Genomic DNA, 20,300 nt, shown 5'->3' on the forward strand with positions numbered 1-20,300 from the left:
GAATAGCAACTCAAAATCGAAAATAGGATATAAGAATGAAAAAATTTGCAATGGTTTTCCCAGGACAAGGATCTCAAGCAGTGGGAATGTTAGCGGACTTAGCTAATCAATTTCCCGTTGTAGAACAAACCTTTAAGCAAGCCTCTGAAGTACTTGGCTATGATTTATGGCAACTCGTACAACAAGGCCCCGCGGAAGAATTAAACAAAACTTGGCAAACTCAGCCCGCACTTTTAGCCGCTTCCGTGGCAATTTATCGTGTTTGGCAACAACAATATCCAGATTTAAAACCAAGCGTAATGGCAGGCCATAGCCTTGGCGAATATTCTGCCTTAGTTTGCGCAGGTGTCATTGATTTCCAAGATGCCATTAAATTAGTGGAATTACGCGGAAAATTAATGCAACAAGCCGTGCCAGAAGGCACTGGCGCAATGTATGCCATTATTGGTTTAGATAACGAATCAATCATCAAAGCTTGTAAAGACGCCGAGCAAGGCGAAGTGGTTTCAGCGGTGAATTTTAACTCACCAGGGCAAGTGGTGATTGCAGGCGCAAAAGCTGCCGTAGAGCGTGCCGCAGCAGCCTGTAAAGAAGCTGGCGCAAAACGTGCCTTACCTTTAGCGGTGAGCGTGCCTTCTCATTGTGCCTTAATGAAACCAGCGGCAGATCAACTTGCCGTATCGTTAGAAAGCATTGCCATTAAAGCCCCTGAAGTTGCGGTGATCAATAATGTTGATGTGAAAGCAGAAGAAAAAAGTGAAGAAATTCGCACCGCACTTATTCGTCAGCTATACAGCCCTGTACGCTGGACTGAAACCGTAGAAAAAATGGCACAAAATGGCATTGAAGTGTTAGTAGAAATTGGCCCAAATAAAGTGCTTACCGGTTTAACAAGCCGTATTGTGAAAGAATTAACCGCCGTTGCCGTCAATGATGTAGCATCGCTAGAAAAAGCGTACGCGGTATTAACCGAAGCCTAAAAAAGACAATTAGGAGAACAATTATGCAAGGTAAAATTGCGTTAGTAACAGGGGCAACCCGTGGGATTGGACGCGCGATTGCAGAAGAATTAAGTGCAAAAGGCGCATTTGTGATCGGCACAGCCACTTCTGAAAAAGGAGCTGAAAGCATTTCAGCTTACTTAGGTGAAAAAGGCAAAGGCCTTGTATTGAATGTTGCAGACGCGCAATCTATTGATGCGGTGCTTGCACAAATCAAAGCTGATTTCGGTGATATTGATATTCTTGTTAATAACGCAGGGATCACCCGTGATAACCTATTAATGCGAATGAAAGATGAAGAATGGTTTGATATTTTACAAACTAATCTCACATCGGTATTCCATCTTTCCAAAGCAATGTTACGTTCAATGATGAAAAAACGCTTTGGACGCATTATCACCATTGGCTCAGTGGTTGGCTCAATGGGTAACCCCGGACAAGCAAACTATTGCGCGGCCAAAGCAGGTTTAATTGGTTTCAGCAAAGCCCTTGCCAAAGAAGTGGCTTCGCGCGGAATCACTGTAAACGTGGTTGCTCCTGGATTTATTGCCACAGATATGACAGACGCATTAACAGAAGAACAAAAAGCGGCAACCTTGGCTAACGTGCCTGCGGGTCGTTTAGGCGAACCAAAAGATATTGCCAAGGCAGTGGCCTTTTTAGCCTCTGATGATGCAGGTTACATTACCGGTTCTACCCTACACGTTAATGGTGGAATGTATATGGCATAATGCCATAACCCTAAGATTTAAAAGGAAAATTCATTCCATCACGGAAAAGATTTTCTGTTTAATCTTTGATTTAAAACAATTTCTTGCACGAAAACATAGCCAAGCGGGGGGCTTAATGCTAAAATCGCCCCCAGCGATGTAAATTGTTTACGTTGGCTGTTGCGTTAGCAAAGTAACGTAACTTATTTTTAGCGAATGTATTTTTGTTAGTTGATTTGTGGTTTGACCTTGCAAAAATAGGTTGCAACTTAGCTAAAAATACATACACTATAAAACCATTATTTTATGGCTAACTATAATAGGAAAAGCAAATGAGCATTGAAGAACGCGTAAAAAAAATCATTGTTGAACAATTAGGTGTTAAAGAAGAAGACGTTAAACCAGAAGCTTCTTTCGTTGAAGATTTAGGTGCAGACTCTTTAGACACTGTTGAATTAGTGATGGCTTTAGAAGAAGAATTCGATATCGAAATTCCTGATGAAGAAGCAGAAAAAATCACTACTGTTCAATCAGCAATTGACTACGTTCAAAACAACCAATAATCACATTAAGGCGGTGTAAAAACCGCCTTAATTTTTACCCGCACTTTTACCTATCTCTTGAATTCTTGCTAAAAATCCGTATCATCTCGCATTCCTTATTTTAAAGGACACAATCAATTCATTAATTTGGGTTCCCTCACCCCAACAGATTTAACAAAAAGGTACACAAATGAAAACAAACTTACCGATCTTTAATGATCAACAGAAAAAGAACGCCTTAATTATTCTCAGCTTTTTCCATATTCTGATTATTGCCGCAAGCAATTATTTGGTGCAAATCCCTTTTGAAGTTCACTTGCCGCTCGATCTATTTGGCGCCGCGGATTTTTCTTTCCATAGCACTTGGGGAACGCTGACCTTTCCGTTTATTTTTCTTGCCACCGATTTGACCGTACGAATTTTTGGTGCAAAAGAAGCTCGCTGGATTATTTTTGTCGTGATGTTCCCTGCCCTTATTATTAGCTATGTGATTTCTACATTGTTTTCTGATAGCCAATATCAAGGCCTTGATGCGTTACTTACATTTAATAGCTTTGTATTCCGCATTGCCATTGCCAGTTTTGTCGCCTATGTATTTGGTCAGCTGCTAGATGTCTTAGTATTCAATCGCTTACGCCAACTAAAAACGTGGTGGATTGCGCCAAGTAGCTCAATGACCTTTGGCTCAATGGCGGATACCTTTCTCTTTTTCTTTGTGGCATTTTACGCTAGCAGCGATCCTTTTATGGCAGAACATTGGTTTGAATTAGGTTTTGTCGATTATCTATTTAAACTTTTTGTTGGCATTGTTCTTTTTGTTCCAGCCTATGGCGTGGCTTTAACGATGATCTTACGCAGCTTACAAAAAATCTCACAAAAAAATTACCGCACTTCAGCATAAGGAAATTAATATTAATGCATTTAACACAACAAATCGCTCAACGCCCAATGAGTCTTTACCAATGGGCTATCGTGCTAATGGCTACCTTGCTCAATCTGCTTGATGGCTTTGATGTCTTAGCTTTAGCTTTCACCGCCAGTGGTATCCGTAGTGAATTCGCCCTAAGCAATAGCGAATTAGGCTATCTGCTCAGCGCAGGCGTATTTGGAATGGCAGCTGGCTCGCTTTTTCTTGCCCCTATTGCGGATAAAATTGGTCGCCGTCCTTTATTATTAATTAGCGTGTTGCTTTCTGCGCTCGGAATGTTCGGCTCTTATCTGGCTAACAATGCTGATATTTTAGCCATTTGGCGCGTTATCACAGGCTTAGGCGTTGGTGGGATTTTAGTGGGCACAAATGTCTTAACCAGTGAATATTCATCAAAAAAATGGCGCAGCCTCGCCATTAGCATTTATGCAGCTGGATTTGGTATCGGTGCAATGCTAGGTGGACTTTTTGCCGTACAATTACAAGCCGAATATGGTTGGCGCTCCGTTTTCCTTGTGGGAGCGGCACTCACGGCCTTATGTTGGGTATGCTTAATTATCTGGTTACCTGAATCCATTGATTATTTACTCAATAAACAACCTAAAAATGCCCAAGTGCGGTTAAATCGTATCTTGAAAAAAATGGGAATTACTGAAACTTATCAGCTCACGCCACAAACTCAGCGTACACAAAAAACCTTGCCATTAACGCAAATATTCAATGCACAGTATTTAACATCAACCCTCGCCATTTGGTTAGCTTTTTTCACCATTATGGCGAGCTTTTATTTCATTAGCTCGTGGACGCCAGCACTACTGAAAGAAAACGGTATGAGCACGGAGCAAAGTGTCATTATCGGAATTATGATTTCGCTTGGTGGCACGGGTGGCGCGCTATTATATGGCTTACTCGCAAGCTATTGGAAAGCACATAAAGTACTGATTTTCTTTACCTTAATTTCTGCCGTTGTCGTGATTGCCTTTATTTTATCTTCTGCTTTACTATGGCTTGCAATGTTATTGGGAGTGCTAGTTGGCGCATTAATCAATGGCTGTATCAGTGGGCTTTATACCTTAAATCCAAGCATTTATGCGAGTGATATTCGTAGCACCGGAGTTGGCTGGTCAATTGGCGTAGGGCGCATTGGCGCAATCCTTTCGCCAATCGCCGCGGGCTTTTTACTGGATCAAGGTTGGGAAAAGCAAAATCTCTATATCGGTGCAGCAATAATGCTGTTAATTGCAGCCCTTGCGCTCAGCTTACTCAAACCCTCTTCCGCCAATCAGGCATAAAAAACAGGGCAGATAAAAATCTGCCCTTTTTTACACCGCGCTTTTGTCTATGACTAAATAAAAAACGCACTTGGCTGGAATAATTTTTCCACTTCAGGAATATGTTTTTTATCACTCACATACACCACAATGTGATCATCTTCTTCAATCACTAAACTTTTTCGTGCAATCATCACATCATCGCCACGCAACACTGCGCCAATAATTGCTCCCGCAGGTAACTTGATGTCAGATACTTGTCGCCCAATCACATTAGAAGATTCCGCTTCACCGTGTACCACAATTTCTAAAGCTTCGGCGATACCGTGACGTAAAGACACCACGCTCCCCACATCACCTTTACGAATATGCCCAAGCAAGGCAGAAATGGTCGCCTGCTGTGGTGAAACCACAATATCCAGCGTTCCCCCTTGCAATAAATTGATATATGCCATTCGCTGGATCAGCACCATCGCCTTTTTCGCCCCTAAGCGTTTAGCGAGCAAGGCAGACATAATGTTCGCTTCATCATCACTGGTAAGCGAAAGAAAAACATCAATATTTTCAATATGTTCTTCAAATAACAAGGATTGATCAGAAGCATCACCGCAAAAAACTAACGTCTTTGATAAACGCTCTGCCAACGCAATGGCACGTTCAGGATTACGTTCAATCAATTTTACTGAACATTGCTCTTCCAAACGTTTTGCCACGCCGCTACCAATATTTCCGCCACCAATAATCATTATGCGTTTATAAGGTTTTTCCAAGCGCTGTAATTCGCTCATAATGGCTTTAATATGAATCGTATCGCAAATGAACGTTACTTCATCGCCTGCTTCAATAATGGTTGAACCTTGCGGACGAATCACCTTATCCTGACGCAAAATTGACACCACACGGCAATCAATATGGGGCAGATGCTCTTTAAGCGCCGATAACGCATAGCCCACCAAAGGGCCACCATAATAAGCTTTCACCACCACAATACTAATTCGCCCATTGGCAAAATGCGAAACCTGCAACGCCCCAGGGTAATCAATCAAGCGAACGATTTCATCGGTAACCAATTTTTCTGGCGAAATAATATGATCAATGGGGATCACATCAGGCTGAAAAAGTTTATTTTTCTCACGCAAATAATCCGCACTACGAATACGCGCGATCTTAGTTGGCGTGTTAAATAAGGTATAAGCCACTTGGCAAGCGATCATATTGGTTTCGTCTGAATTGGTTACTGCGACCACCAAATCCGCATCAGCAGCCCCAGCTTCTCGTAACACTTTTGGCGATGAAGCAACGCCATTAACAACACGCAAATCGTGCTTATCTTGCAAAGCAAGCAAACGATCCGCTTGGTTATCCACAAGGGTGATGTCGTTATCCTCACTCACTAAATTCGCCGCTAAGGTTGTGCCTACTTGACCTGCACCTAAAATAATGATTTTCATTGTTGTGCTCTCTCAATATTAAGAGGTAATACACCTGTCGGTGAATGATTAAGGTTATGCTTTAAACGTGCTACTCGCTGACAAATACTCTCCGTCACTTGATTGGCTTCGTCAAGTTTTTCTTGTGTAATTCTTTTATCATATTGTTCAAATAAAAGACCATCAAGCAAACGTTGTGCGTGCATTCCCTCACGACAGTAATGCAGCACCCCTGCCTCATCAAACAACGTTCCCACAACACAAAGTTTTGTTGTTGCAATGCCTAATGCCCCATCTTCTCCACCTAATTCTTGAAAAAGTGGCTGTTGCGGAAAACCACCACAAGCAAGAAAAAACGAACGATTAAACACAAGATTTCCCCCACAAGTCATTTCCATATATCGCCAAGCTTGAGCAAAATCAGCTTGTTCGGCATAGCGTTGTGGTAAATCTACCGGTTTTAGCGATAACCTTAGAACATTAATTTCTGGACGAAATGCAAAAACTGCTGATGCATTTTCTAACGCTCCCTCTTCATAGGCATCATCTGCATCAAGAAAGGCGATAATCTCAGCGTTACTTTGTAATGCCCCCCAATTTCTCGTTTTCGCCACACCACTGTTTTTAGGCATTTGCTCCACACAAATTTTTTCGGGATATTTACGCTGTAATTGTCTCGCTAATTCATCAGTGCCATCTATTGAAGCATCATCAACCAACCATAATTTTCCCACATTTGGCTGGGCCAAAACAGAATCTACCGCTCTCGTTAAAGTTTGACGGCAATTAAAACAGGGGATAATCACATCAATCATTGGATATTTCACGGTTTACTCACCCCTTCCATTTTTACTAATTTTGCATAATAAAACCCATCGCCACCATTTTCTTGTGGGAAGAATTGATGCCCCAACTGTGCTTGTTCAGCGAAAGGTAAATCAATCAGTTTCGCTTCAGGATGTTGTTGCAAAAATTCGTCAATTTGTTGACTATTTTCTTCCGGCAACAACGAACAAGTGGCATAAAGCAACACGCCGTTTGGTTTTAAACGTTGCCATAACGCGGTTAAAATGGCTTTTTGTAAGGCCACTAAAGGGGCGATGTCGCTTTCTTTACGCAACCATTTTATATCGGGGTGGCGGCGGATAACACCAGTGGCGGAACAAGGAGCATCAAGTAAAATTCGGTCAAATTGCACCGCACTTTCGCCAAACTGCTGTTGAATTTGGGCGAACCATTGATCTGGCTGGCTGGCATCGCCACAAATCACAAGGGCGTTTTGTCCCATTCGTGCGAGATTTTCTTCCACCCGTGTCAATCGATGCGGTTCCACATCTAATGCCACCACCTTGGCTTGTGGCGCAAGTTCTAAAATATGCGTGGTTTTTCCACCTGGGGCGGCGCAGGCATCTAAAATCAATTCGCCATTTTGCGGCTCAAGCAATAAACCCGACCATTGTGCGTGCAAATCTTGCACCGTGAGCCAACCTTCAGCGAAATGCGGTAGTTGCGCAACATTTTTCGCCTGAGCCAAGCGGATTGCCTGTGGGTGATCCGCACTTGCCGCTTCAATATCAATCTCTTGCAACAAGGTTAAATACCCGTTCACATTGCTATGTTGCGGGTTCACGCGCAACCACATTGGTGGCCGTTGGTTATTCGCTTCCACAATCTCACGCCAATTTGGATAGGCTTTTTTCAGCTTATTCACGAGCCATTCAGGGTGCAAGGTTTGCCAATGCTTATCCACTTTCGCCAAAATGTGTTCTTGCTCGCGTAAGAAACGGCGTAGCACCGCATTCACCAAGCCTTTAAAACTGTCCAATTTTAGGCTTCGTGCGGCTTTTACCATTTCATCTACCACCGCGTGATCGGGCGTGCGTAAATATAATAATTGATACAATCCCACCAACAATAAACAATGCACAAGACGCGTTTTGCCTTTCAACGGCTTATCCACCAAGTGCTGAATAATTTGCTCTAAGCGTGGCAATACGCGGCACACGCCAAAGCAAATTTCTTGTAATAAAGGGAGATCTTGCTCTTTCAGCGCAGGATTTTTTTCCGCCAACAAGGTGGAAAGCGATTGCCCCTTATCCAACACTTGCAAAAGATATTGAGCCGCCACGGCGCGCGCAGAAAGGGATTTTGTAGCAAGTGCGGTGCTTTTTTTGCTGATTTTTTGTTTCATTATGCCAACACCTTACCCACACTGAACCAATCTGCTCGGCCATTGAGTAAATCCTGTGCCGACATTGGCTTTTTACCGGCAGGCTGCAGCTGCGTGAGATTTAACACGCCCTCTGCGGTGGCAATTTGAATGCCATTTTTGTCCGCTTGTAAAATCGTGCCTGCTGGCTGATTTTGATGCGGCAGCACCGTGGCTTGATACACTTTCAAAGTCTGCTCGTTGCCGTCTTTATCCGTGGTAACAAAATAGCTAATCGGCCAAGGATTAAACGCACGAATACAACGCTCAAGCTGTGTCGCTGAAAGCTGCCAATCCAATTTCGCTTCTTGTTTAGAAAGTTTATCGGCATAGTTGGCAAGGGCATCATCTTGCGCTTCAGGCGGAAACGCCCCAGCTTCCAAACCATTTAACACATCAAGCAACGCATTTGGCGCAATCTGTTCCAACTTATGATAAAGGCTTAGAGAGGTGTCTTCTGGGCTGATGTCACAATACACTTTATGCAGCATATCGCCCGTATCCAAGCCTTCATTCATTTGCATAATGGTCACGCCAGTTTGCCCATCGCCTGCCCAAATCGCGCGTTGAATCGGCGCTGCCCCACGCCAACGGGGCAAAATCGAACCGTGTACATTCAGGCAGCCTAATCTTGGCGCGTCCAACACTGCTTTCGGCAAAATTAAGCCATAAGCCACCACCACCATCACATCGGCATTCAGCGCTGCCAGTTCTTGCTGCGCTTCCGCTTTGCGCAGGGATTTAGGCTGATAAACTGGGATCTGATGCTGCTCCGCCAATTGTTTTACCGCGCTGGCTTGCAGTTTCTTGCCTCGTCCAGCTGGCTTGTCTGGCTGCGTATAAACCGCAATCACATTATGCTCTGAATTCAACAGCGCCGCCAAATGCTGCGCGGCAAATTCTGGCGTCCCCGCAAAAATAATATTTAAAGGTTTTGTCATCGCATTTCTCTTGATTATGCAAGGTTGGAATTAGCATTAAGTATAATGTATTTTTGACTTGGGGTGAAAAGAATGCTGAAAGAAAGGCGGATTAAAAATAAAGCGCGGTAGAAAATTTGTGAGAATTTTACCGCGCTTTGCCACTGATACAATGAAGCTTATTCCAAAAGTAAACCCAGCTCTACGCTGGGTTTTATTGAATTAAAATGGAATATCATCATCTATCGGTGCATCATCAATCACTGGCTGTGGCGCGGGTGTTGGTTGTGGTGCAGCTTTTGGTGCTTGATATGTAGGCTGTGCCGGTTGAGCATATTGATTGCCCCCTTGTTGAGCTGCATAGCCACCACCTTGTTGGGCATATCCCCCGCCTTGCGGTGCATAGCCGCCTTGAGTACGTTCTGCGCGGCTGTCTAACATTTGTAGCACATCGCCTTGGATTTCCGTGGTGTAGCGATCTTGGCCATTTTGATCTTGCCATTTGCGCGTTCTTAAACGCCCTTCAACATAAACTTTTGAACCTTTGCGCAAATATTCACCCACAATTTCAGCTTGACGGCGATAGAACACAATGCGATGCCATTCGGTGATTTCACGGCGTTCACCGGTGTTTTTATCCATCCAGCTTTCACTGGTTGCTACGCTAATGTTCGCCACAGCTTCGCCATTTGGCATTGTGCGAATTTCAGGGTCGTTTCCTAGGTTTCCTACGATAATAACTTTGTTTACTCCAGCCATAAATTCCTCTATCTGATGTTAAGTGCGGTAAAAATTTTTGTTATTTTGCCCTAAAAAAAGGGAAAAAGCTATTAATTCCAGACAAATTAACTGGATATTTGCACAGTTATTTCAGATTATGCGATAATGATCGCAAAATAACCTTAAATTGCTTGAACAGACAAAAAGATTATGGAAAAAATAGAAGTACGTGGGGCGAGAACCCATAATTTAAAAAATATTAATCTGACGATTCCGCGGGATAAATTAATTGTGATTACCGGGCTTTCTGGCTCAGGGAAATCTTCACTGGCCTTTGATACCCTTTATGCCGAAGGGCAACGCCGTTATGTCGAATCTCTTTCTGCGTATGCGCGCCAGTTTTTATCGTTAATGGAAAAGCCAGATGTGGATCATATTGAAGGGCTATCCCCTGCGATTTCCATTGAACAAAAATCCACCTCGCACAATCCACGTTCTACGGTGGGGACGATCACGGAAATTCACGACTATTTGCGTTTGCTATTTGCTCGTGTGGGCGAACCACGCTGCCCAAATCATCATATTCCGTTGGCGGCGCAAACCATTAGCCAGATGGTGGATAAGGTGCTGGCATTGCCGGAAGAAAGCCGAATGATGTTGCTTGCCCCTGTGGTGAAAGATCGCAAAGGGGAACATATCAAAATTTTAGAACATATTGCTGCGCAAGGTTATATCCGCGCTAGAATTGATGGAGAAATTTGCGATCTTTCTGATCCACCAAAATTAGAATTACAGAAAAAGCACACCATTGAAGTGGTGGTGGATCGCTTTAAAGTCCGTCCAGATTTGGCAACCCGTTTAGCGGAATCCTTTGAAACAGCATTAGAACTTTCTGGCGGCACGGCAGTGGTGGCGAATATGGACGATCCGAAAGCGGAAGAATTGCTGTTTTCCGCAAACTTTGCTTGTCCGCATTGTGGTTATTCCGTGCCTGAACTTGAGCCGCGCTTGTTTTCCTTTAATAACCCAGCCGGGGCTTGCCCGACTTGTGATGGCTTGGGGGTTCAGCAATATTTTGATGAAAAACGCGTGGTGCAAAATCCAAGCATTTCCTTAGCAGGTGGGGCGATTAAAGGTTGGGATCGGCGTAATTTCTATTATTACCAGATGCTGACTTCTCTCGCCAAACATTATGGTTTTGACGTGGAAAGCCCGTTTGAAGATTTACCTAAAAAAATTCAACACATTATTTTGCACGGTTCAGGTAAAGAAGAAATTGAATTCCAGTATATGAATGACCGTGGTGATGTGGTGCTACGCCGCCATAGTTTTGAAGGCATTCTCAATAATATGGCGCGCCGTTATAAAGAAACAGAATCAATGTCTGTGCGTGAAGAATTGGCGAAAAATATCAGCACGCGCCCTTGTAAGGATTGCGGTGGCTCGCGTTTACGCCCTGAAGCGCGTAATGTTTTTATTGGCGAAACAAATCTGCCTGAGGTTTCCGAAAAGAGCATTGGTGAAGCCTTTAATTTTGTGGATAGCCTTACTCTAAGTGGGCAGCGCGCGCAAATTGCCGATAAAATTCTCAAAGAAATCAAAGAGCGCTTGCAATTTTTGGTCAATGTGGGGCTGAATTATCTTTCTCTTTCTCGTTCTGCCGAAACCCTTTCTGGTGGTGAAGCGCAACGTATTCGTCTAGCTAGCCAAATTGGTGCTGGCTTGGTTGGTGTGATGTATGTACTTGATGAGCCTTCCATTGGCTTGCATCAACGAGATAATGAACGCTTACTTAACACCTTGATTCACCTAAGAAATTTAGGTAACACAGTGATTGTGGTAGAACACGATGAAGATGCCATTTTGAGCGCGGATCACATTATTGATATTGGCCCAGGTGCTGGTGTGCACGGAGGTAGTGTGGTGGCGCAAGGTACAGCGCAAGAAATTATGCAAAATCCAAACTCACTGACGGGGAAATTCTTATCAGGCAAAGAAAAAATAGAAATTCCAAAAAAACGCACCGCACTTGATAAAGAAAAAATCTTAAAACTCAAAGGTGCTTCAGGCAATAATCTGAAAAATGTCAATTTAGAAATCCCTGTGGGCTTGTTTACTTGTGTTACAGGCGTATCGGGGTCGGGCAAATCTACGCTGATTAACGATACCCTATTCCCACTGGCGCAAAGTGCTTTAAACCGTGCGGAAAATGCGCAAGCTGCACCACATAAATCCATTCAAGGATTAGAATTTTTTGACAAAGTGATCGATATTGATCAAAGCCCGATTGGACGTACACCGCGTTCCAATCCTGCCACTTACACGGGCTTATTCACACCAATTCGCGAATTATTCGCAGGCGTGCCAGAATCCCGTGCGCGTGGTTATAACCCAGGCCGCTTTAGTTTCAACGTGCGTGGCGGACGTTGCGAAGCCTGTCAAGGGGACGGCGTGATCAAAGTAGAAATGCACTTCTTGCCCGATGTGTATGTGCCTTGCGATCAGTGTAAAGGCAAACGCTACAATCGTGAAACTTTGGAAATTCGCTACAAAGGCAAAACTATTAATCAAGTGCTGGATATGACGGTGGAAGAAGCGCGTGAATTTTTCGATGCCATTCCACAAATTGCGCGCAAATTGCAAACCTTGATGGACGTGGGGCTATCCTATATTCGCTTAGGGCAATCTTCCACCACCCTATCTGGCGGTGAAGCGCAACGGGTGAAATTGGCGACCGAGTTATCAAAACGCGATACAGGAAAAACCTTATATATTCTTGATGAACCGACAACTGGCTTACATTTTGCGGATATTAAACAGCTCCTTGAAGTGCTACATCGCTTGCGTGATCAAGGCAACACCATTGTGGTAATTGAGCATAATTTAGATGTGATTAAAACCGCAGATTGGATTGTAGATCTTGGTCCTGAAGGGGGAAGTGGCGGTGGTGAGATCATTGCCACAGGTACACCAGAGCAGGTGGCAAAAGTGAAAGGATCACACACCGCACGCTTTCTTAAGCAAATCCTTGCGAAGTAAAAATGTAAGGAAACGAAAGTGCGCTAATTTTTTCCAGCTATTTGATAAAAATAGCTGTTATCAATGCTGATTTTTTGATACATTTAGCGCAATTTTTCTCACTCTTTATTGTGAGCGTTTTTTATACAGTTACTTTAACGGAATTCTTATGTTATTTAAAAAAATTCGTGGTTTATTTTCAAACGATCTTTCTATTGATTTAGGTACAGCGAACACATTAATTTATGTGAAAGGGCAAGGAATCGTACTAAATGAACCCTCTGTGGTGGCAATTCGTCAAGGCCGTGCAGGATCAATGAAAAGCATTGCGGCAGTAGGGAAAGAAGCAAAATTAATGCTCGGCCGTACACCGAAAAGCATTTTAGCCATTCGCCCAATGAAAGATGGCGTTATCGCGGATTTCTCGGTAACCGAAAAAATGTTGCAATATTTCATTAAACAAGTACATAGCGGCAACTTTATGCGCCCAAGCCCGCGAGTTTTAGTCTGCGTACCAGCAGGCGCAACCCAAGTGGAACGCCGTGCAATTAAAGAATCTGCCTTAGGTGCAGGCGCACGCGAAGTGTACTTAATTGAAGAGCCAATGGCTGCGGCAATCGGGGCAAAATTGCCTGTTTCCACCGCAACAGGATCAATGGTGATTGATATCGGTGGCGGTACAACTGAAGTCGCGGTGATTTCTTTAAATGGTATTGTTTATTCTTCTTCTGTACGCATTGGTGGCGACCGTTTTGATGAAGCCATTATCGCCTATGTGCGCCGCACTTTTGGTTCTATCATTGGCGAACCAACCGCAGAGCGCATCAAAGAAGAAATTGGTACAGCCTATATTCAAGAAGGTGATGAAATTAAAGAGCTAGAAGTTCACGGACACAACCTTGCAGAGGGTGCGCCAAGAACCTTTACCTTAAATTCACGCGATGTGTTGGAAGCTATCCAACAGCCATTAAACGGCATTGTTACTGCAGTGCGTACTGCGCTTGAAGAATGCCAACCAGAACACGCTGCGGATATTTTTGAACGCGGTATCGTGCTAACGGGTGGTGGTGCGTTATTGCGTAATATTGATATTTTATTATCGAAAGAAACTGGCGTACCTGTGATTATTGCTGATGATCCACTGACCTGTGTTGCTCGTGGTGGTGGTGAAGCATTAGATATGCACGGTGCTGATATCTTTAGTGATGATTTCTAATTTTCATTGCCAATAAAAGTGCGGTCAAAAATTTCAACTTTTTTGACCGCACTTCTTGCTAAGCGATATTCTGAGCAATATTAATGAAACCAATCTTTGGAAAAGCCCCTTACCTTGGCATTCGACTCGCTTTCGCATTGATCGCCTCGATTGCATTGATTTTGTCTGACGGGCGAACCAATACGATGATCAAAGTACGCAGCGTGATGGAAACTGCCATCGGCAGCGTTTATTATCTTGCCAACACCCCAAGAACCGTATTAGACGGCGTATCTTACAATCTTGTTGATACCAACAAATTACAAATCGAAAACAAAGTCCTAAGAGAGCAATTGCGCGAAAAAAACGCCGACTTATTGTTATTGGATCAACTGAAAGTAGAAAACCAACGCTTACGCTTATTGCTAAATTCGCCATTGCGTACAGATGAATACAAAAAAATCGCCGAGGTTTTAACCGCAGAAACTGATGTTTACCGCCAGCAAGTGGTCATTAACCAAGGGGAAAATGACGGCGCTTATGTGGGGCAACCTGTTATTGATGAAAAAGGTGTAGTTGGGCAGATTATTTCTGTAGGAAGCAACACTAGTCGCGTGCTGTTACTAACGGATGTTACCCATTCGATCCCTGTACAAGTATTGCGTAATGATGTGCGTGTGATCGCCAGTGGTACAGGGCACAGTGATGAACTCACCCTAGACAATGTGCCACGCTCAGTGGATATTGTGAAAGGGGATTTACTGGTTACATCAGGGCTAGGTGGGCGTTTCCTTGAAGGCTACCCTGTCGCTATTGTGGAAAATGTATCGCGCGATGGTAAAAATTATTTCGCTACTATCACAGCGAAACCACTCGCTTCAATGGAACGCTTACGCTATGTTTTATTGCTCTGGCCAAACAGTGAAGATATCCGAAAAGGCACGATTAGCCCTGAAGATGTACGAAAAACCGTGCGCCAACGCCTAGCGACACAAACACAGGAAAAACTACCCAAAACGCCAGTAACGGAAGAAAGTGAGGCTGATCAGCCAACAAAAGACACACAAGAATCACATATTGATCAACCTTTAGATCTCCCTTCTGAACCTGTTGATCCCGAATTACAACCTTATCGAGAGGAAGACTAATGCAAGGCAGATTAATTTTGCAGATTTTTTCCGTATTACTGATTTGCTTAATCGCAATGGTTTTAGAAATTATCCCTTGGCCTGCCAGTTTGTATAACTTCAAGCCTGCGTGGATTATTCTCGTACTGACTTATTGGGTGCTTGCCTTACCGTCCAAAGTTAATGTCGGCACCGCCTTTGTTCTTGGCGTTGCGTGGGACTTAGTTCTCGGCTCGGTTCTCGGTGTTCACGCTCTAGTACTTTCCATATATGCCTATTTGCTCGCGAAAAATCACATAATGATTCGCAATTTATCTCTATGGATGCAAGGCGTTGTGGTTATTCTCTCCGTCATCGCTATCCGCATTGGTATTTTTATTATCGAACTATTCCTACATAGCGCTGATTTCAACTGGCAAGAAGCCTTCGGCGCCATTGTCAGCGGCATATTATGGCCTTGGATGTTTTTACTATTACGAAGAATTACCAGACAATTGGGTATTGTTTAGAAAATTTAAGTATTGAAGGAATAAAAGCTAAAACTCAGAAATTACCGCTTTAATTTAAAGAGTACTTATTCTTCCTAATATTTTTCTAATAATTGTTCTTAGCCTCGCCAAAAAGCGAGGCTTTTTCCTTGATACACAGTACCTTTCTATTGGCGTTTTAGTGGGAAAATCGTTACACTATGCCGACAATTTTAATAGAGGAAAAAATAAGCTTATGGCATTACTAGATGTTTTAATTTATCCCGATGAGCGTTTGAAGATCGTGGCTTCGCCTGTGGAAAAATTTGATGATGAATTGCATACGTTAATTGATAATATGTTCGAAACAATGTATCACGAACAAGGTATCGGGCTTGCTGCAACACAAATTGATGCACATAAACGATTAATTGTTATTGATATTGAAGGTAACAAAGAAAATCAAATCGTTCTTATCAATCCTGAAATTATTGAAAGCTCAGGCGAAACAGGTATTGAAGAAGGCTGTCTTTCATTGCCAGGAATGAACGGCTTTGTGCCTCGCAAAGAGAAGCTGAAAGTCCGTGCCTTAGACAAAAACGGCAAAGAGTTTATTCTTGATGCTGACGGGCTATTGGCGATTTGTATTCAGCACGAAATCGATCATTTAAATGGTATCGTATTCGCTGACTATTTATCCCCGCTGAAACGCCAACGGATGAAAGATAAACTATTAAAACTAAAAAAACAATTAGCAAAATAATTGTTAGTAAATTATCACCGCACTTATTAAATAATGTGCGGTTTTTTACGCTTTCCTATAATCTCTTCATAGACAATAGAATAACAAGCTACACAACACGATTGGTTACGTCAGATTATTTCCCAACCTATAACAAACAACAAACGAGACCATTTGGCGAACGTGGGCAACTCCATTTTTTAGCGCTAATTCTTTGAATTTTATATCTATTTTATTTTTTCTTGTTTGTTGCAGGGATCTAAACAGGGATCTAAAATCCCTGCTTGAGTATAAAACAGGAATCGAAAAGGCGGCAAGGCTGGGGATTTTTACAGCGGTGATTTCCCCTATTTTGTTCAGTGCAGATAACAGGAATTCCGTTATTGGGCTTGCCTATGCCTTTCAGTTTATCGATAAAAGTTTGATTGATTTTTTCATCGTGCAAAAAGTAGGCTGATTTAGGCAAAATATGCGAGCCAGACCAAATATTAGATTTTTGTTTCACCCTTTCACCCTTTCACCCTGTTTATCTTTATCACATTGATTTTAAATAGTTTTTTCCTTTTTTAGTAGGGTGAATAAGGGTGAAAGGGTGAAAAAATGAGGTGAAAAATGCGAAATTTGTTTAATAAATGAACAAAATTTAAGAAAAAAAGTCATTTTTGAACAATAAATAATCAAAAGGGTGAAAAAATGCAAAAAAGGGTGAAACAAGGGTGAAAAAATGAATTTTCTATTTTTCCTATTTTTTTATTATAAATCATATGGTTATATGTAGTTAGGGTGAAAAAGTGAAAGGGTGAATAAGAAAAATCAGTTTGGCTGTGTCTTTTGTTTTTTATATCACTTTGGAATAAAAAAGAGCGCTATTATGCGCCCTTTGTTTGATTGGTTTACTGTTAATATTTTCAATAAATTACTCACTGCATTATGCGTTTCTCCATTTTTCTATTGTTTTCTGCTTGTCTTTGAATGTGGCATTTGTGTAGTTGTACCCGCCTTTTAGCTGCTTATTAGTGAATTTGATTTTATAGCCAGCGGTTTTAAATGCTTGTTGCATTTCGGCGAGTAAATCTTTTGGCTTTAACCTTGCTTTATCTGTTCGCCCTAAGATGTCGCAAAAAAACAAATAGCACCAATAAAGACGATCAAAAACAAAAGGGCTTTCAATGCTTGGCATTCCTTTCATACTTCCTAGAATTAAGCCTTTATTGCTGACTTCGGGCAATAAATCGAACTCTTCGATAAATTCTAAAATATGATCGTTTTCGGTTTTCATCGCTAAGGCTTCTTTACTCTTTTGCTGTCGTAGTAAGGCTTGTTTAGCTTCTTCTGGTTGTTTAAATTCATCATAAAGTTTGCGGATTATCCCGCCTAATTCTTGTTGAATTTTCTCAAATAGCTGATCATCTCTTTCGCTATCTTCAACGGCTTTATAGAATGGAAATAACACGCGTCTTCTTTCCATTCCGCCGCCGTCATTTTTATAAATTGGCAAGGTATTAGAACAGATAGCAATAATTGCGTTTACTTTACTACTAAATGATTTTTTATTTTTGGGGTTGAAAGAAATATCATCACCGCCAGAAATTGCTTTAATAATTGAAGCATCGCCAATGTAGCGGGATTGATCAGGTGAAAATAAAAACGTTTTATTTAAGATAATATCTCGCGCCTTATCGTCTTTTAAAAGCTCTAAATCTATCGCGGTATAATTTCCCTCGCCACTAATTAACTTTGCTACTTCTAGAAATGTACTTTTACCGCTTCCCGCTTCGCCTATTAATTCTAAGGTTAATTGCCAGTCATAACGATTATTTAAAATCATATAAAGAGCAGCTAATAAAGATTTTTTCCGCTCAATACTGTCATAGCTGATAAAATTGATCCATTTATCAAAATTAGGCGTAGGGGTTTGCGTTTCCAAATAATCGCAGGGGTTAACGCCTGTTAAATAGTAGTCTTTACTATGTGGCATAAATTGCAACGTATTTTTATTTAGTACGCCATTTTTAAAAGCTAAGAGTTTCACATCAGTTTGCATAAATAGCGGTAAATCTACATTAAGGCATTTGATAATATTGTTTAAACTCTCAACGCTTCCGTATTTTGTGCCGTATTCCTCAAAAAACTGCTTAATTTGACGTTGTAATTCATTTTCTTGGATTATTTCCCAAATAATACCGTTGTAACGGTAAATTATCCCTTGATCCGCGTGATAAGCTAAGGGAATTTTTAGCCATTTGTAAAAATATTCTGCTTTTTCAGCTGGGCTAAGTTTTTTCAGGGTTTCCGCGTCAAGCTCAATTAATTCAGGTGTTGCCGCTTCTAGGCTTGCTTCATTGTTACGAATGCGGGAAATATAGCCGCTTAAATCTTCTAAAAGCTCGCCAATATTGTTTCTTAACGTTAAATGCTGAATAGCTGTTGTTTTAGTTAAATGCGTGCATAAATCTGTTAGAACTTGCTGATTTTCTCTAATTGTGATGCCGTCAACACTTGTTTTAACTTTAAAAAACTCATCTGTATCAATAATGCTTGCAACTTGATGTTCTAACGGCAAAATATCCAGCTTATAAAGTTCTGATAGATTTGTATTGTCTAAAATAATTGGAATTTCTTCATAACGTTTAGCATTATCCGCATCAGTTAAATCTGCTAGCATTTTCCAGCCTGTGCCAAGCCCATTTGTTTTTAAATCTTTAGGATCTGAACGATAAAAATTCCAAACATTATCACCGATTAAAATAAATATTTCTTTTTGGCTATTGGGAGTAGTTTTCAATAATGCCCCTAAGTTAGGGGCTTTTTTTCTCTTTCCGTTCATCATAACTTAACCTCTGATGTAACCAATTCACTTAATTGAGAATGTATTTCCTCTTGCAGGCTTTCTAAGTGTTTTAGGTAAACTTGTTCTATCTGCGCCATTGCATTTACTCGCTCTAATTTTTCGCGAGTGTCTTCACCTAAGTTGAACGCTGCTAAAGTTTCATAAAAATAGGGGAATGTTGCTAAGTTTTCTAATTCAGCGCTAAACTGCTCATTCAGTGCTTGAATGTGTTGTAATTTATTTTTCATTCTAGCCCCCTATTTTGGCTAATTTGAGTGGGTAGGCCGTTGATAATGGCTTGCAATGAATGCGTTACGCCGCGCAAATTCCCATTATGTAAATACACTTTAGCGGCATTGAAGAAGTGTTCTACAAAGTGAACGCCTAGTTGGGCTTGCTCATCTGTTAATATCTCATCGATATAAAGCCTTGCTTCTGTATTTTGTGCATAAGTTGGGATATATGCCGTTAATTCCACGCTTTTTAAGCAATGTTTTGCCTCTTCTAACTGGTTAGCTTTTAGCGCTTTCTTTGTTTCTGCGAGAAAGTGTTCAATGATTTTTACTTTTTCTGTAAGGTTTTTTGGTGTGAGATTACGCATAGCGCCCCCCCTTAATGCGGGCAAAACAAATCGCCTCTTGTGGGGTGAGGTTTAGGAATTGGCGCGCGTGCGCTTCGCTTTTGGCATAGGTTGAAACGTGTAGGCGAGAGCCGACTAATTGGAATTTGTAGATCATTGCTGATAGTCCTATAGTAAATTTTTCAAAGACTACCGCTAGACTTCTCACGGTCGGGCGGTAGAACGTAACAGGGTGAGAAACTGCCCCTACAGGATAAGCAGCCACGCTTAAAGCGTGCCTGTTACGCTCTACCATTGATGAACACGCCTTAAATTGGCGTTCTTTAGGTGTGCGAAAATTACGAACAAAAAAAGCACGGGTTGGCGTGCTGTTCGCCTGCAGTAAATTATTCAGCTTCTCACGGCTGGCTTTCGATTTTGCGAAAGCGGGGAAAGCATAATTTGAAGCTTGGTCATTTGTCAATAAATATGCGTGAATAATTGAAAATAAGTTGTTATTTTTTCTTTTTAGTGTAATATCCCACATTAAGTTATGGTTATTTTTAATCGTAATGAAACAATCCTTCATAAATCCTTACCTTGTTGGTTGTTAAGGGGAACTTAAAGCGCA

19 protein-coding genes are annotated in these 20,300 nt (G+C 41.8%); 10 read left to right on the top strand and 9 right to left on the bottom strand.

Going from position 1 to position 20,300, the window contains the following annotated elements; translation table 11 throughout:
• The first annotated feature begins 35 nt into the window (after positions 1–35).
• The 5 genes from fabD (at position 36) to DYC50_RS01135 (ending at position 4,473) form a co-directional block, all read left to right on the top strand.
• Positions 36–980 (top strand): ACP S-malonyltransferase, encoded by a 945-nt coding sequence (fabD, locus tag DYC50_RS01115; protein ID WP_115248668.1) that lies wholly within the window; start codon positions 36–38, stop codon positions 978–980.
• 23 nt (positions 981–1,003) lie between these two features.
• Positions 1,004–1,732 carry a 3-oxoacyl-ACP reductase FabG gene (gene fabG, locus DYC50_RS01120; protein WP_115248669.1) on the top strand — a complete coding sequence of 243 codons (729 nt, stop codon included), beginning with the start codon at positions 1,004–1,006 and terminating at the stop codon, positions 1,730–1,732.
• Positions 1,733–2,043: 311 nt separating this feature from the next.
• Positions 2,044–2,274 carry an acyl carrier protein gene (gene acpP, locus DYC50_RS01125; protein ID WP_005544465.1) on the top strand — a complete coding sequence of 77 codons (231 nt, stop codon included), beginning with the start codon at positions 2,044–2,046 and terminating at the stop codon, positions 2,272–2,274.
• Positions 2,275–2,443: 169 nt separating this feature from the next.
• Positions 2,444–3,154: a 7-cyano-7-deazaguanine/7-aminomethyl-7-deazaguanine transporter gene (locus DYC50_RS01130; protein ID WP_115248670.1), complete on the top strand. Its 711-nt coding sequence runs from the start codon at positions 2,444–2,446 to the stop codon at positions 3,152–3,154.
• 14 nt (positions 3,155–3,168) lie between these two features.
• The gene (locus DYC50_RS01135; RefSeq protein ID WP_115248671.1) at positions 3,169–4,473 is read left to right on the top strand and encodes an MFS transporter; all 1,305 of its coding nucleotides are present in this window, start codon (positions 3,169–3,171) and stop codon (positions 4,471–4,473) included.
• Positions 4,474–4,526: 53 nt separating this feature from the next.
• Here the strand turns inward: DYC50_RS01135 and trkA are convergent, their stop codons facing one another.
• The 5 genes from trkA to ssb all read right to left on the bottom strand — a co-directional run bounded on the left by trkA (position 4,527) and on the right by ssb (position 9,770).
• The gene (gene trkA / locus DYC50_RS01140) at positions 4,527–5,903 is read right to left on the bottom strand and encodes a Trk system potassium transporter TrkA (RefSeq protein WP_115248672.1); all 1,377 of its coding nucleotides are present in this window, start codon (positions 5,901–5,903) and stop codon (positions 4,527–4,529) included.
• On the bottom strand, positions 5,900–6,697 hold the full coding sequence (locus tag DYC50_RS01145; RefSeq protein ID WP_115248673.1) for a glycosyltransferase family 2 protein: 798 nt from the start codon (positions 6,695–6,697) through the stop codon (positions 5,900–5,902). Before DYC50_RS01145 ends, trkA begins: the two co-directional genes overlap by 4 nt.
• Before the next feature lie 8 nt (positions 6,698–6,705).
• Positions 6,706–8,073, bottom strand: coding sequence for a 16S rRNA (cytosine(967)-C(5))-methyltransferase RsmB (gene rsmB, locus DYC50_RS01150; RefSeq protein WP_115248674.1), 1,368 nt, complete (start codon positions 8,071–8,073; stop codon positions 6,706–6,708).
• Complete coding sequence (gene fmt / locus DYC50_RS01155) at positions 8,073–9,032, bottom strand: methionyl-tRNA formyltransferase (RefSeq protein WP_115248675.1); 960 nt, start codon at positions 9,030–9,032, stop codon at positions 8,073–8,075. The genes rsmB and fmt overlap by 1 nt, the downstream gene beginning before the upstream one ends.
• Positions 9,033–9,233: 201 nt before the next feature.
• The gene (ssb, locus tag DYC50_RS01160; protein WP_115248676.1) at positions 9,234–9,770 is read right to left on the bottom strand and encodes a single-stranded DNA-binding protein; all 537 of its coding nucleotides are present in this window, start codon (positions 9,768–9,770) and stop codon (positions 9,234–9,236) included.
• Between the two features lie 171 nt (positions 9,771–9,941).
• Here ssb and uvrA point away from each other — a divergent pair, with 171 nt between their 5' ends.
• From uvrA to def, 5 genes are all read left to right on the top strand, one after another.
• Positions 9,942–12,770: an excinuclease ABC subunit UvrA gene (uvrA, locus tag DYC50_RS01165; RefSeq protein ID WP_103854179.1), complete on the top strand. Its 2,829-nt coding sequence runs from the start codon at positions 9,942–9,944 to the stop codon at positions 12,768–12,770.
• Between the two features lie 148 nt (positions 12,771–12,918).
• Positions 12,919–13,965: a rod shape-determining protein gene (locus tag DYC50_RS01170; protein WP_115248677.1), complete on the top strand. Its 1,047-nt coding sequence runs from the start codon at positions 12,919–12,921 to the stop codon at positions 13,963–13,965.
• A gap of 83 nt (positions 13,966–14,048) precedes the next feature.
• Positions 14,049–15,092, top strand: coding sequence for a rod shape-determining protein MreC (gene mreC / locus DYC50_RS01175; RefSeq protein WP_115248678.1), 1,044 nt, complete (start codon positions 14,049–14,051; stop codon positions 15,090–15,092).
• Positions 15,092–15,580 (top strand): rod shape-determining protein MreD, encoded by a 489-nt coding sequence (gene mreD / locus DYC50_RS01180; protein WP_115248679.1) that lies wholly within the window; start codon positions 15,092–15,094, stop codon positions 15,578–15,580. The genes mreC and mreD overlap by 1 nt, the downstream gene beginning before the upstream one ends.
• A gap of 214 nt (positions 15,581–15,794) precedes the next feature.
• Positions 15,795–16,301, top strand: a complete 507-nt coding sequence (gene def / locus DYC50_RS01185; protein WP_115248680.1) for a peptide deformylase — start codon at positions 15,795–15,797, stop codon at positions 16,299–16,301.
• 907 nt (positions 16,302–17,208) lie between these two features.
• On the opposite strand, the gene DYC50_RS01190 is transcribed toward def, so the two are convergent.
• From DYC50_RS01190 to DYC50_RS01205, 4 genes are read right to left on the bottom strand one after another with little or no spacing between them, the layout of a single operon-like run.
• Positions 17,209–19,110, bottom strand: coding sequence for a DNA primase family protein (locus tag DYC50_RS01190; protein ID WP_245934856.1), 1,902 nt, complete (start codon positions 19,108–19,110; stop codon positions 17,209–17,211).
• A complete protein-coding gene (locus DYC50_RS01195; protein WP_115248681.1) occupies positions 19,107–19,358 on the bottom strand; it encodes a hypothetical protein in 252 nt (83 codons plus the stop codon). The genes DYC50_RS01190 and DYC50_RS01195 overlap by 4 nt, the downstream gene beginning before the upstream one ends.
• The gene (locus tag DYC50_RS01200; RefSeq protein WP_115248682.1) at positions 19,355–19,711 is read right to left on the bottom strand and encodes a hypothetical protein; all 357 of its coding nucleotides are present in this window, start codon (positions 19,709–19,711) and stop codon (positions 19,355–19,357) included. Before DYC50_RS01200 ends, DYC50_RS01195 begins: the two co-directional genes overlap by 4 nt.
• The gene (locus tag DYC50_RS01205; RefSeq protein ID WP_245934857.1) at positions 19,704–20,153 is read right to left on the bottom strand and encodes an ash family protein; all 450 of its coding nucleotides are present in this window, start codon (positions 20,151–20,153) and stop codon (positions 19,704–19,706) included. The genes DYC50_RS01200 and DYC50_RS01205 overlap by 8 nt, the downstream gene beginning before the upstream one ends.
• Between the last annotated feature and the right edge of the window lie 147 nt (positions 20,154–20,300).

The organism is Avibacterium avium (assembly GCF_900454535.1).
GTDB classification, from domain to species: Bacteria; Pseudomonadota; Gammaproteobacteria; order Enterobacterales; family Pasteurellaceae; genus Avibacterium; species Avibacterium avium.